This is a genomic window from Rhizobium lusitanum, assembly GCF_014189535.1.
Taxonomy (GTDB): Bacteria; Pseudomonadota; Alphaproteobacteria; order Rhizobiales; family Rhizobiaceae; genus Rhizobium; species Rhizobium lusitanum_C.
Genome location: NZ_CP050307.1, coordinates 1,484,678 through 1,496,678, shown reverse-complemented (window position 1 = coordinate 1,496,678; position 12,001 = coordinate 1,484,678). Strand labels below are relative to the sequence as shown.

The 12,001-nt window shown below is 58.2% G+C and carries 11 protein-coding genes and 2 pseudogenes; 9 read left to right on the top strand and 4 right to left on the bottom strand.

Features of this window, described 5'->3' with window-relative positions; translation table 11 throughout:
* Window positions 1-4: 4 nt before the first annotated feature.
* The 5 genes from HB780_RS09940 to HB780_RS09920 all read left to right on the top strand — a co-directional run bounded on the left by HB780_RS09940 (window position 5) and on the right by HB780_RS09920 (window position 3,365).
* Window positions 5-376, top strand: coding sequence for a DUF2147 domain-containing protein (locus HB780_RS09940; protein WP_183689677.1), 372 nt, complete (start codon window positions 5-7; stop codon window positions 374-376).
* Window positions 377-408: 32 nt separating this feature from the next.
* On the top strand, window positions 409-846 hold the full coding sequence (locus tag HB780_RS09935; protein WP_183689676.1) for a DUF2177 family protein: 438 nt from the start codon (window positions 409-411) through the stop codon (window positions 844-846).
* A 121-nt stretch (window positions 847-967) separates the two neighbouring features.
* Complete coding sequence (locus tag HB780_RS09930; RefSeq protein ID WP_183689675.1) at window positions 968-1,510, top strand: sigma-70 family RNA polymerase sigma factor; 543 nt, start codon at window positions 968-970, stop codon at window positions 1,508-1,510.
* A complete protein-coding gene (locus tag HB780_RS09925) occupies window positions 1,507-2,223 on the top strand; it encodes an anti-sigma factor (RefSeq protein WP_183687315.1) in 717 nt (238 codons plus the stop codon). The genes HB780_RS09930 and HB780_RS09925 overlap by 4 nt, the downstream gene beginning before the upstream one ends.
* A 134-nt stretch (window positions 2,224-2,357) precedes the next feature.
* Window positions 2,358-3,365, top strand: a complete 1,008-nt coding sequence (locus HB780_RS09920) for an alpha/beta fold hydrolase (RefSeq protein WP_183687313.1) — start codon at window positions 2,358-2,360, stop codon at window positions 3,363-3,365.
* 184 nt (window positions 3,366-3,549) lie between these two features.
* On the opposite strand, the gene HB780_RS09915 is transcribed toward HB780_RS09920, so the two are convergent.
* The 4 genes from HB780_RS09915 to HB780_RS09900 form a co-directional block, all read right to left on the bottom strand.
* Window positions 3,550-4,296, bottom strand: coding sequence for a GntR family transcriptional regulator (locus HB780_RS09915; protein ID WP_183687311.1), 747 nt, complete (start codon window positions 4,294-4,296; stop codon window positions 3,550-3,552).
* 175 nt (window positions 4,297-4,471) lie between these two features.
* Window positions 4,472-5,602 carry a sugar phosphate isomerase/epimerase family protein gene (locus tag HB780_RS09910; RefSeq protein ID WP_183687310.1) on the bottom strand — a complete coding sequence of 377 codons (1,131 nt, stop codon included), beginning with the start codon at window positions 5,600-5,602 and terminating at the stop codon, window positions 4,472-4,474.
* A 91-nt stretch (window positions 5,603-5,693) separates the two neighbouring features.
* On the bottom strand, window positions 5,694-6,575 hold the full coding sequence (locus HB780_RS09905; protein ID WP_183687308.1) for an amino acid ABC transporter permease: 882 nt from the start codon (window positions 6,573-6,575) through the stop codon (window positions 5,694-5,696).
* 5 nt (window positions 6,576-6,580) lie between these two features.
* Window positions 6,581-7,513, bottom strand: coding sequence for an ABC transporter substrate-binding protein (locus HB780_RS09900; protein WP_183687306.1), 933 nt, complete (start codon window positions 7,511-7,513; stop codon window positions 6,581-6,583).
* A gap of 517 nt (window positions 7,514-8,030) precedes the next feature.
* Here HB780_RS09900 and HB780_RS09895 point away from each other — a divergent pair.
* The 4 genes and pseudogenes from HB780_RS09895 to HB780_RS09880 all read left to right on the top strand — a co-directional run bounded on the left by HB780_RS09895 (window position 8,031) and on the right by HB780_RS09880 (window position 11,989).
* A pseudogene (locus tag HB780_RS09895) lies at window positions 8,031-9,267 on the top strand (ABC transporter ATP-binding protein).
* An 8-nt stretch (window positions 9,268-9,275) separates the two neighbouring features.
* Window positions 9,276-10,316, top strand: coding sequence for an ABC transporter substrate-binding protein (locus tag HB780_RS09890; RefSeq protein ID WP_183689674.1), 1,041 nt, complete (start codon window positions 9,276-9,278; stop codon window positions 10,314-10,316).
* Window positions 10,317-10,322: 6 nt separating this feature from the next.
* Window positions 10,323-11,153, top strand: a complete 831-nt coding sequence (locus tag HB780_RS09885) for an ABC transporter permease (protein WP_183687302.1) — start codon at window positions 10,323-10,325, stop codon at window positions 11,151-11,153.
* A pseudogene (locus HB780_RS09880) lies at window positions 11,146-11,989 on the top strand (ABC transporter permease). The gene HB780_RS09885 and the pseudogene HB780_RS09880 overlap by 8 nt, the downstream one beginning before the upstream one ends.
* Window positions 11,990-12,001: the final 12 nt, after the last annotated feature.

The following is a 12,001-nucleotide window of genomic DNA, read 5'->3' as shown; positions in this document are numbered from 1 at the left end:
CGACATGAAGCGGATTCTAACGATGGCGGCAATGTTGAGCCTTGGTTTTGCGACCATGGCCGATGCAGCCGGCATGGACGGCCAGTGGGCGCGCGGTGATGGCAATGCCAAGGTGAGGATCGCGCCATGCGGATCGAACATCTGCGCCACCAACACCTGGATCAAGCCCGGCACTCCGAGCGAGAAGGCCGGCGACATATTGACGATGACGATCAAACCAGTTTCGAACGGCGAATATTCAGGCACGGCCTTCGATCCCCAGCGCAACATGACCTACAAAATAAGCGTGAGCGTCAAGGGCGACACGATGACCACGAGAGGCTGCGTGCTGGCGGGGCTTCTCTGCAAGGACGTCAATTGGGCGCGCATCAACTAGCCAAACGGAGTGCAGCCATGCCGAAGCTTTCCATCAAGAGTTACATCATCGCCTATATCGTCACTTTGGCCGTCTTTGTGGCGATCGACTCCGTTTGGCTCGGCACCATGGCAGATCGCCTCTACCGACCGGCGATGGGCGATATGCTGGCCCCGGATTTTCGGCTGGCACCCGCCGTGCTCTTCTATCTCGTCTATATCGCTGGGCTGACGTTCTTTGCCGTTCGCCCAGGACTGGCATTCAGCTCGTTGGCTACGGCAGTTTTCCATGGCGCGGCGCTGGGGTTCACGGCCTACGCCACCTATGATCTCACCAATCAGGCAACGCTGAAGAACTGGTCGACGTCGCTGACGGTGGCGGACCTTATCTGGGGTACTTTCCTTTCAGCGTTCGCCTCCGGTGCCGGCCAATGGATCACGAGTGGGATCAACGGTGCGATAAGACAGCACGCGGGCAATCCTGATGGCTGACGCTCGCGACTTGACGCCGCCCCTCTTCGCTATCAGTCAACGCCATATTTCTGCTACGAATGCGGCTTGTTTTTCCAGATCTTCGGTCTCTATATATAGAGGGCGAGAAGGTTTTTTCCGAATGCAAAGCAATGAGATCGCAGCTCTGATCAATCACGTCGCGATGGGAGATCGCACGGCCTTCGCAACATTGTATCAGGCGACGAACCCGAAACTTTTCTCGATATGTCTCCGTATTCTGAAAGACAGGCCCGACGCGGAGGAAGCTCTTCAGGAAATTTATATCAAGGTCTGGCAGCGCTCCAAAACCTTTGCAACGAGTGCCGGGACAGCATCCTCTTGGCTGGCCTCGATCGCGCGCAATCATGCGATCGATACGATCCGGGCAAGAAAGCCCGTGGCCGACGATCTCGACGAAGCCTATGATCTTGCCGACGAGAATAGCCCCGATCCGGAGCAGCAGGTGGCGATCGCTGACGAAGGCCGCCGGATCGATCGCTGCATGCAGGAACTGGATGCAGTGCGTGCCCGCGCGGTTCGGAGCGCTTATGTCGAAGGTTTAAGCTATCTCGAGCTTTCGGACGAATTGAAGGTTCCCTTGAATACCGTGCGCACATGGCTGCGCCGGAGCCTACTCAAACTCAGAGAGTGCATGCAGCGATGACATCGGGCGATCAAGGTCAAGGTGGACGCGCGCAGGACGAAATCCTGGCCGGCGAATATGTACTCGGCGTGCTGTCGATCGAAGCGCGGCGCCGGGTCGAGCAGCGTATCGCGAATGATCGAGCCTTTGCCGCAGTCATTGAACGATGGCAGACGGACTTTGCGTCGTTCAACGACGATTATGAGGACGTCACGCCAAGGGCTGCCGTCTTCACGCAGATCGAGCGGCGCCTGTTCGGTTCAACTGAGTTGACAGCGCCCTCTCATGGCCTCTGGAGTTCCGCTATTTTCTGGCGCCGGCTTTGGGTCGCGACATCTGCCATCGCCGTCATCGCTTTGGTTTATACGTCTGGTGTTGTTCCAACGACGCACAGCGCGACGCCACTGGTGGCGGAACTTTCCGCTCCCAACAATCAGGTCAATCTGCTGGCTTCATATGATGCCGCAAGCGGCCGTTTGCACATCGTGCCGGTCGCCGCCAGCGGGACCGAGGAGAAGTCTCTGCAGCTCTGGCTGGTGCCGGGCAGCGGCAATCCAAAGTCGCTCGGCGTCTTCCAGCCGGGCGCGGATGGCGAGCTTGTGATCCCGGCCGATCTCCGAGGCAATATGTCCGAGGGCGCGACATTCGCCGTCAGCCTAGAACCATTTGGCGGTTCGCCGACGGGCCTGCCCACCGGTCCGGTAATCGCGAGCGGCGTCGCCCGCAGGTCTTGACCTTCCCCCGCAGGAAAGGGGTGCTTCCAGCCACCGCGATGATATTTCGCGGCGGTACTGAAACTATTTACGTCTGCTCTTCGTCTCGTCTCTAGCTGTCAACGGCGTTGATGCCGAACCTATCCAGAGAGATCATGACCGACCGTATTTTCCGGCCTATCCCCATTCTCATCACTTTGATTTTCGCAATGAATATTCTCGGCATTTCCGCGATGGCCGCCGAACTACCGGACGGACAAGTCCGCATCGATGTCGGCGGCTTCAAGCTCAACAGTGTTCTTGTCGGCGCGACCAGAAAGGCCGACCTTCCGCCGATCGTCTTCATCCATGGCGCGAGTACAAGCCTCTATGATCCGATGCTGTCGTTTCGGGAAAAGTTGGAGGGCAGGGCGGAGTTGCTCTTTCTCGATCGGCCGGGTCATGGACGTTCCGATAGTGGAGGACGTGAGAATATCCTCCCCGATGGCCAGGCGGATGCAATAGCTCGCCTGATGGAAAAACGTGGCATCCGCAAGGCGATTATCGTCGGCCACTCGTTCGGCGGCGCCATTGCCGCGGCGCTTGCGGTCCGCCATCCGGAAATGGTGGTCGGGCTCGTGTTTCTGTCACCGGCCGTCTATCCGTGGCCGGGTGGTGTCGCCTGGTATTACCAAGCGGCGCGGGTGCCGATTACGGGGCAACTGTTCAGCGCCCTTATCGCTCCACCGCTCGGACTTCTGGCGATCGATCGGGCAACGAAGGAGGTTTTCGCACCGAATTCGCCACCTCCCGACTATATCGAAAAGATCAAAGCCCTGCAGGCCCTAAGGCCCGCAGCTTTTCGTCACAACGCACAGGAGATCGCTGCGCTGAGCAATTGGGCAAGGATCGCCTCCAGGCGATATCACGAAATCAAAGCGCCCACCGTCATCATCACGGGAGATGCGGACGAGATCGTTTCTCCTGACGTTCATGCGCGCCATCTCGCGCGCGACATAGGCGGTGCGGAGTTGCTGGTCGTCCACAATCTCGGGCATAAATCGGACTATATCGCGAGCGACCTCGCTATCGCCGCGATCGAAAAGCTTGCGGGTAAGAGCCGCGATCTGGAATCGAAGGCGAGAGCGCTCGAGAGATGGATCGCAGGCGATACGCGGGACTGATCCCTAGCGCTCGCGCCGTAGAATATTTCCCTCATTCCACAACATACGCTCTCAACTTTAGTATTCTAGTATCAATTGTTTGAATCCGCAATTGCTGTCTACGCCATACAGCCTTGTAATCGAACACGGATCTCAGGTTCTAATCCCATCAAGACCACCAGCTCTCAACAATCATTCGCCAGTGTCAGGAAAAGTTCTCCAGCACGGCCAGAAAGGTGTGCCGGTCGCCTTGTCCCTCGGTCAGCCGTACTCGGCCCTCGATATCGGCCAAGTGATGATCCATCAGTTGCTGCGCCTTCGCCAAGTCCTTTGCCTTTAGGGCAGCGACGATCATTCGATGGTGGTCTGCGCCGCAGTCGTCCTTGCGCTCTTCCTCGTACAAGGCCATGACCAGTGAGAGCCGTGCGACGATCTTCGAGAGCATTTCCGTCAGCACGGGATTTCCGGCGGTTTCGGCGAGCACGATATGAAACTTGCCCGACAAAACCGTCTTGGATTTCTCATCGCCATGATGATGGATGTGCTCTTCCTCGTCCGTCAGTTTTTGAAGAGCATCCAGTTGGTCTTCAGTCGCCCGCGCGATCACGAGTTCAAGCAGAAGTCCCTCGAGCTTTCGGCGGGCCTCGAACAGGTTCCTGGCTTGCGCGATGCTTGGTTCAGCGACGAAGGTGCCGCGGTTTCTCTTCCGCTCCAGGAGATGGTCGCTTTCAAGAACGCCCAATGCGCCGCGCACGACCGTTCGGCTGACGCCGAAATGCTCTGCAATCGCTTCTTCCAGAATCTTGGTGCCCGGCTTGAGTGCGCCTTCGCCAATGGCGGCGGCCAGCGTCGCGCGGATGCGCTCCGAAACGTCGTCGTTGTTATCAGCATTCTCCGTCGCCCCGTTGGCCGCGGGGATCGCCTTGGCGCTTTGACGACGCGTCTTCCTCATTGCCTTCACCACTTCAAGCCTCGGTATCTCTTGCGTGTCCGGTAACCCGCCGCACTCAATATCTTTCCACCGTAATTATTTCCATAAGAATGTTTCTGCGCAAGCTGCGAATTTGGACGGCAATTCAAATTGGAAACGTTGGCGTCAGTTTTTGCCAACCCTCCGTATCTCAGGACTAAGCTGCCTTCTGTTTTGCTGACGACGAAGACAAGGCGATCCCCTTGTCGGCGCAAAGCGCCTCGATATGGCGGGCCGATCGTTTGATAAAGCCGATCGCATCGTTGAAGCCATAGGATTGGTTTTCGTAGGTCGGATAGCCGTACTGGGTGCTTTCGTAGGCTTCCCAATCCGGAACCTCACCGGATGCGACCCGCTCTTCGTAGGCGTCGACCATGGCCATGTAGGCGTCTAGTTCGCCCGGTGACAGGTCGGGGTGGCCGGCTCTCCAGATCGGGTCGTCGATTTCGATGCACTGGCGTGGATTGGCCTTGCGGCGTTTGTCGTCGACGGACTGGGCGACTTCCAGCGAAAGGTTCAGCGCAGGGTTGGCCTCCGCAAGAATCGGAAGGATCGCCGCGAAATCGACGATACCGCCGCCACAGGGCCGTGTCTGGAAATCGAGACCGCCGGGAGCGCGACCGACATAGGCATCCTTGATGTGCGTTTGGCGGACATAGGGGGCCAGGCGCTTGGCGGCGAAGACCGGATGCTCTGCCCGCTGCAGTCCATTTGCCGTATCGAACACGACGCCGACGCAGTCGGCGCCGACCTTGTCGATCAATCGCAAAATCTCGAAGGAGGTGATCTCGTCATGCGTTTCGATGTTCATATGTGTGCCGTTGGCACGCGCGACAGGAGCCAGCTTCTGGAGGACATTTTCCATCCCGAGCAACTGTTCTTCCCAGGTCACGTCGGTGCGGAAGCGGTCATTGGCCAGTCGACCGCGATATTCGGCCTTGAAGTTGCCCGGTGCGACCCAAAGCTCGTGGCAGCCGATGGCGGCGCTCGCTTCGATCATCCGGGTCAGGCCGGCGATGATGTCACCTCCACCGATGGCCCTCAGCTCCGGAGCCTCGGCGCTGCAGTAAGGGTTGATCTTGCCAAGGCCGCTCTCGAGGTAAAGTCCGAGCTCGTCGGCCTTCGCCCTGATGTCGCGGAGCATGCCGCTGTCGAGGTCAGGGCTCATATCCAGCACAGCACTGAAAAAGATGCCAGCCAGGCCAAGTTCGTTAACGTGGTTGAGACTTGCGAGCGGGCCGCGCTTCTTCGCTTCAGGCAGCTTCAGCCCGTCTATACCCAATTTCATGTCAAACTCCTTTGCTGTTTCCTGATCGGATGCGCTTCACTGGCGATCCTTGGTGCTATTGGACGGTTGATGATTGTCGATGTCGCGGCGTTCATGGCGTGCGTCGCCACCACACGCGCGCTTTCTTCGCAGAGCCGTAACCCTTCGGCTGAAGGCTCTGTTCAAGGAAATGCTGGCCGATCGATGCGAGCGAGGTGATCGCGAGGTACCAGATCGAGGCGACGAACAGCAGTTCGATGACCAGGAAGTTCCGGGCGTAGATCGCCTGCGCCTGTGTCAGCAAATCCTGTATGCTGATGACCGAGACGATGGCGCTGGCCTTCAGCATGCCGATGGCCTGGTTTCCGGTTGGCGGAATGATGAGGCGGGCCGCCTGCGGCAGGATGACTGCGCGCAACCGCTGCACCGGCCTTAAACCCAATGTGGCAGCCGCATCGCGCTGTCCGCGATCGACGGACATAAGGCCGCCACGGATGATCTCGGACATGTTTGCCGCTTCGTGAAGCCCGAGCGCCAGAAACCCTGCGAGTGAAGGTGTCACCAGATCGTTGATCGAAATGCTGAAGCTCCCGATCCCGACCTGTGGAATGAAGAGAGCGATATTGAACCAGAAGAATATCTGGACGATCAGCGGCACGCCGCGAAACCACCAGGCAAAACCGGCGGCCATGACCTTGAGGACCAGGTTCTCGCTCGTGGCCATCACGGCAAGCACGCATCCAAGCGCGATGCCGAACACCATGGCACCCGCCGTCAATTCAAGCGTCAGCAGCACGCCGCTCAGGATAGAGGGGTGCACGAGGTAGTGCGGAATCTCGGACCATTGAATGCTTTGGCTTTGGCCCACGATCAGGGCGAAGAACGCCATCGCGGATATCGCGATGGCACCCGTTGCGATCTGCCCCCACTGGATCTGCCGCGAGCTGCGTGGGGCATGGGAAAGAGTGATTGGTTGAGCGATGAACAGCGCCATGGTCGTCAATCCACTGGCATGCTTGCGGCATCATTGACCTTGATGGTCTTCACGGCCAGCGGTCCGAGGCTCCACGTCTTCATGATGGTCTCGTAGGCTCCGGAGTCCACCATTTGCTGCAGGGCGGCAACGACGCTGTCACGCAGTTGCGGATTGTCCTTGGCGGTCAGCATGCCGAGGTAGCCGACGGCCAGGCGGATATCGGGAAGTGCCTCAAGGCCCTTGCCGTTCCCTGTCTGGTTTTCCGTCGTGTAGACGCTGGTGGCATATCCGTTGACGGTCGCGTCGGCCCGACCGGTGCGGACAGCCTGAAGGACATCGGGCATCTTCGGGATCGCCATGATATTGATCGGAGCCGAGCATTTGGCCGAAGCCGTTTCGACCAGTTTTGCCTGGAAGGTGCCGACCGGAACCGCGACTTTCCTGCCGCACAAATCAGCCATGCTCTTGATGCCGAGAGGATTGCCCTTGATGGTCATGATCGTGGTCGCGTCATACATGTAGTCGATGACGTCGACCTGCTTTTCCAGTTCCGGATCGTCGTTGATCCCGGAGATCGAGATGTCGAATCGTTTGGACAAAATCGAGGGGACGATTGCCGCTCCCGCGCCGACATCGGTCATTTGAACATTCACACCGAGAATGATGCCCAACGCCGCAGCGATATCTGCGTCAATGCCGACAAGCTTCCCATCGTCGGCGTGGAAGCTGATCGGTGGGGTCAAGTCGGTGGCGACCTTCAGGATGCCCGAAGTCTTGATGGCCGGTGGTAAGGCTTCCGCCAGTTTCTTCGTCAGCACGACGCCGGGCAGCTTTGCAACATCGGTGTCGGGGAGCGTCTTCTCCGCCGCGCCCGCAACGGTTTGTGCGGAGGTGGCGATCAGCGTGGCGATTGCCGCGGCAAGCCCCGCTTTCAAGATTTCCTCAAGGCTTTTCATGTGATCCCCATTTTCATTTTTGTTCCCATGAATTCTCGGGGTCTATCAAGCAATTGCTGTGCCAATTCCAAATTATTTTCGGTATCTATTTGATATTGAAATAATATTTACGGAGAAAGTTTATTCGAATGATAATTCGTATAATTATGCGAATGATATTTCGAACATTATCTGCATATTTTTTGCCCTTATAACGGATTCAATAGGCATCATAGGCGCGCATGGCCCGATGTTATGTCCGATGCGGGTGTGTTTCGTGCGGAGATTGCGCCCTTTCCACGTCTGTCATCGGCGGGCAGCCCGCACAATCGATCAAAAAACGCTCACAGGCATGCTCAATAAATATGCTTGAATGGCGGAAAATTGCTCACGCAGAAATTCGAACTTAGGCGCGTAGTATAATAATTATAAAGTTTCGAATATTTATAAATCAAAAATACCGTATTATTTTCAAACTATTATGATGCGACGAACTGCCGGTTACGAAAGTTGGCACGCAGCTTGCTCCTCAGCTTTCATGAACAAGATCGACGTAACACTCCTCTCCAAGCCGTATCTCCGCCTGATGCCGGAGAGTACGCATCCATTCGTGTACTCGTCGCAACCTCAGGGAAACCAGATGCCAGACACCCAGAATGTTGTCGGACGGAAGCGGCTGAGCGTTCATGGCCTCACGCATAGTTATGGCGGGCAGAATGCGGTTAGCGACGTTTCGTTTGACGTCGAAGCCGGCGAGATCGTGGCTCTGCTTGGGCCGAGCGGCTGCGGCAAGTCGACCGTCCTGCGCGCCATCGCGGGGCTGATCCAGCCGAAGACCGGAAAGATTGTCCTTGGAGAAAAGGACCTCGCAAATGTCTCCGCCAGGTCACGCGGTGTCGGCATGGTCTTTCAAAACTATGCCCTGTTTCCGCACCTGACCGTCGCGGAAAACATCGCCTATCCACTTGCCTGCCAGCAGATTCCACGGGCTGAGCGGAGAGCGCGCGTCGAGGAGATGCTGTCTCTTGTCCGGCTGGGCGGCTATGGCAACCGTCTGCCGCGGGAGCTGTCGGGCGGACAGCAGCAGCGCGTCGCCGTTGCGCGAGCGATTGCAGGCCGTCCGTCACTTCTGCTGCTCGACGAGCCCTTCGGCGCTCTCGATCGGGCATTGCGTTTCGATCTGCAGGTCGAACTGCTTCATCTGCAGAAGACGCTCGGCATCACGACGCTCATCGTCACGCACGATCAGGAAGAGGCGCAAAGCCTGGCAAACCGGCTGGTGCTCATGAACAAGGGACATGTCGAGCAGATCGACACGCCGATGACCGTCTACGATCGTCCGAAGACCCTTTTCGTGAACACCTTCATCGGACAGGCCAATCTGCTGCATGGAACAGTCCTCCGGTTCGACGGCGAGACCACGCTGATAGGCCTTGCGAATGAAAAGACCCTCGCTTTGCCGCGCCGCCTGAACTTCACCATCGGCTCGAAGGTTACGATCACGTTCCGACCTGAAGAGGTCCGTCTGTCGACGCGGCCGAGTGAAACGGCGCTGCCGGTACGCATGACGGTATCCGTGCCTCTCGGGCCATCCCTCGTCCATGATCTTGTCCTCGAAGACGGTACGGGTCTGCGCGCTTCCGAGGTGAGGGGACCTTCCACCGCGATCCCCGAACCGGGCGCGCAATTATTTGCCGAAATCGACACCGCAAGGTGTCACGCCTTTCCGGCTGAACCGGACGGCACCCAATAAAGAAACAGGTCAACAGAGGTGAAGATGATGATGAGAGATTTTCAGATGACCCGTCGTGGCTTCGGCTTTCTGGCCGCAGGTGCCGCCGTATCGGCCATGCTTCCTGTTTCCGCGCGCGCTGCGGGCGCTGGGGCGGTCGCAGCCACCTTTCCAGGCAGTTGGGAGGACGCTTACCGGACCGTCCTCACTCCGATGGTGCAGAAGGCTGGCTACGATCTCACGATTGCACCGGCTCTCGCTCAAGACCAGCTCGCAAAGGTGATGGCAAGCCCCGGCAATCCACCCTATGACACGCTGCTGATGTCACCGGGCCAGATGGCGGTGGCCATCGAGAACGATCTGATCCAGAAAATAGATCCGAGCAAGCTCAGCAACTGGGGAATGCTCGATCCGTCGTTTCAGGGCGAATACGGGCCGACCGTGACCATCGAAGTCAACGGCATCGCCTACAATCCCGATCTCGTTCCGAAGCCGAAGGGCTATCGCGATCTGTTTGAGAATCCGGCCTATAGCGGCAAGGTATCCTGGACCGGCTTTGCCTCGAACACGGCCGTAATGGCCTATACCGAGATTGCGAAAATCTTCGGCTCCGGCCCCAACGACATGGATGCTGTCTTCAAGCTGTTCAAGGCTCATCCGGAGCATCTGAAGGGCGTCGTCGACAGCACCAACCATCAGATGACGCTGTTCCAGCAGGGCGAAATCGCCGTCTTCATGTGCAGCACCGGCAATGTTGCCCGCCTCAAGAGCCTTGGTCTCAACGCGGAATTCGCCCACCCCGAAACCGGATCGCCGGCAGCACCGGTCAACATCCATCTGACCAAGGGCACAGCCAATCTTGATGCGGCATACGCCTACATGGATGCCGCCATCTCCAAGGCAGCTCAGGACCAGCTCAAGGAGCCGCCGACGGAGATGTTTCCCACAAACAAGGACGTCGCTCTTACCCCCGCCATCGAAGCCTATGTTACGCGCGAGCAGTTGAAGGCGATGGTCTATCCGGACTGGGTTGAGATCAACAAGCACCGTCCCGACTGGATTCGCCAGTTCGACGCGCTCGTGGCTGGTTGAGGCGAGATGATGAAGGCGAGCGGCTTCCCATACGTCGTACCGATGCTGTTGCTGTCCGTGGCGTTCTTCGCGACGCCGTTCGCCGTTCTCGTCGGTTTCAGCTTCGCCGGTCCCGGCGGAGCAACTCTCGATCACTATGCGCGCTTCTTCGGGGATGCGTTCAATTTCCGCGTTCTCGTCAATACCGCGCGGCTCGGGCTTGAGACTGTCGTCGGCACGACAGTGCTCGGAATACCCATCGCACTGCTCTATTGGCACGGGGGGCGAAACCTGCGGCAGGTTCTGATCTTCCTCACCCTCATTCCCATGCTCACCAGCAATGTGGTCCGGACCTTTGCCTGGATCGTCATTCTTGGCCGTCAGGGACCGATTAGCGAAACGCTGATGGCGCTCGGCCTTACGGGAATGCCAACCAGCCTTTTGTTCACCGAGCTTGGTCTGCTGATGGCCATGTGCCAGATCGATCTACCGCTGATCATCCTGCCGCTGATCGCGATCCTGTCGCGCACCCCTGTACAGCTTACCGAGGCAGCCCAGGTTTCCGGCGCTGGCCCTTGGCGCATTCTGGTGACTGTGCTTTTGCCACTGATGCTGCCGGGTCTGCTGGCTGGCTGGATTCTCGTCTTTGCGAGCACAAGCAGCTCGTTCGTCACCCAGGCGGTGATCGGTGGTGCTCGAAACGTCTATGTTCCGCAGTTGATCTATCGAGAAGTCGGCACGCTGTTCGACTGGCCGCTGGCGTCAGCCATCGCGGTGGTTCTGCTGCTGTCGACAGGCTGCCTGCTGGTGGCACTCACAATGATTTCCCGTCACAGGAGGTTGGTTGGACATGCCTGATCCCAACAAGAGTCCGAATAGGGAGAATCCCGTTCCAGCCATACTCTACAAGGTATTCGTCTTCGGATTCGGAGGCCTGTGCGTGATTTACCTCATCGCGCCCATCGTGATCGCCCTGACGATGTCGTTCACATCGGGCCAGACGTTGAAATATCCGCCGCAGGGCTTTTCCTTCAAGTGGTATGAAGCTCTGCTGGACCCGGTGCGATCCGCAACGGAACAGATCGCAGCCTGGAACTCGCTGAAGATCGCAGGTCTTGCCGTTCTCGGATCATTGCTTTTCGCTGTGCCGGCAACCATTGGCATGACGCGAATGAAGCGTAGCACCGTCGGCACGATCGAACCTTTGCTGCTGGCTCCGCTCGTTCTGCCGAGCCTCGTCTATGGTCTTGCCGCCCTGATCGTCGCCAACTTCATCGGCTTTCGGCTTTCGGCCTTCGCTCTGGCTGACGGTGACGGGCCATATCGTCGTTTTTGGGCCGCTGATGTATCGCGCGGCATCCGTCGTTGCCCAGGGTCTCAATCCCTCGCTTGCCGAAGCCTCGACGGTGATGGGGGCGAGCTGGTTCATGACGCTGCGGCGCGTGATCTTGCCATTGCTGATGCCGGGCATTCTCGCTGGCGCGTTTCTGGTGTTCATCCAATCACTCGACAACGTCTCAGTCTCGCTCTTTCTCGCCGACGCCCGAACGACCGTGCTTCCGTTGCGCATGTTCGCGCTGATCGAGGAGTCGCTCGATGTCCGGGTGGCAGCAATTTCCGGAATTCTGATCGCTGTGACTTTGGTCGGACTGCTTGTTGCCCGGCGCGTTCTGGCGCCACCTCGGCAGGCCTGACCTCAGCAAGAT

Bases quoted from the DNA above. Each gene is read 5' to 3' on its own strand.
- HB780_RS09910 (WP_183687310.1), bottom strand. From the start codon at position 5,602: ATGAAATTGGGTATAGACGGGCTGAAGCTGCCTGAAGCGAAGAAGCGC.
- HB780_RS09900 (WP_183687306.1), bottom strand. From the start codon at position 7,513: ATGAAAAGCCTTGAGGAAATCTTGAAAGCGGGGCTTGCCGCGGCAATC.
- HB780_RS09915 (WP_183687311.1), bottom strand. From the start codon at position 4,296: ATGAGGAAGACGCGTCGTCAAAGCGCCAAGGCGATCCCCGCGGCCAAC.
- HB780_RS09885 (WP_183687302.1), top strand. From the start codon at position 10,323: ATGATGAAGGCGAGCGGCTTCCCATACGTCGTACCGATGCTGTTGCTG.
- HB780_RS09925 (WP_183687315.1), top strand. From the start codon at position 1,507: ATGACATCGGGCGATCAAGGTCAAGGTGGACGCGCGCAGGACGAAATC.
- HB780_RS09920 (WP_183687313.1), top strand. From the start codon at position 2,358: ATGACCGACCGTATTTTCCGGCCTATCCCCATTCTCATCACTTTGATT.
- HB780_RS09890 (WP_183689674.1), top strand. From the start codon at position 9,276: ATGAGAGATTTTCAGATGACCCGTCGTGGCTTCGGCTTTCTGGCCGCA.
- HB780_RS09905 (WP_183687308.1), bottom strand. From the start codon at position 6,575: ATGGCGCTGTTCATCGCTCAACCAATCACTCTTTCCCATGCCCCACGC.
- HB780_RS09930 (WP_183689675.1), top strand. From the start codon at position 968: ATGCAAAGCAATGAGATCGCAGCTCTGATCAATCACGTCGCGATGGGA.
- HB780_RS09940 (WP_183689677.1), top strand. From the start codon at position 5: ATGAAGCGGATTCTAACGATGGCGGCAATGTTGAGCCTTGGTTTTGCG.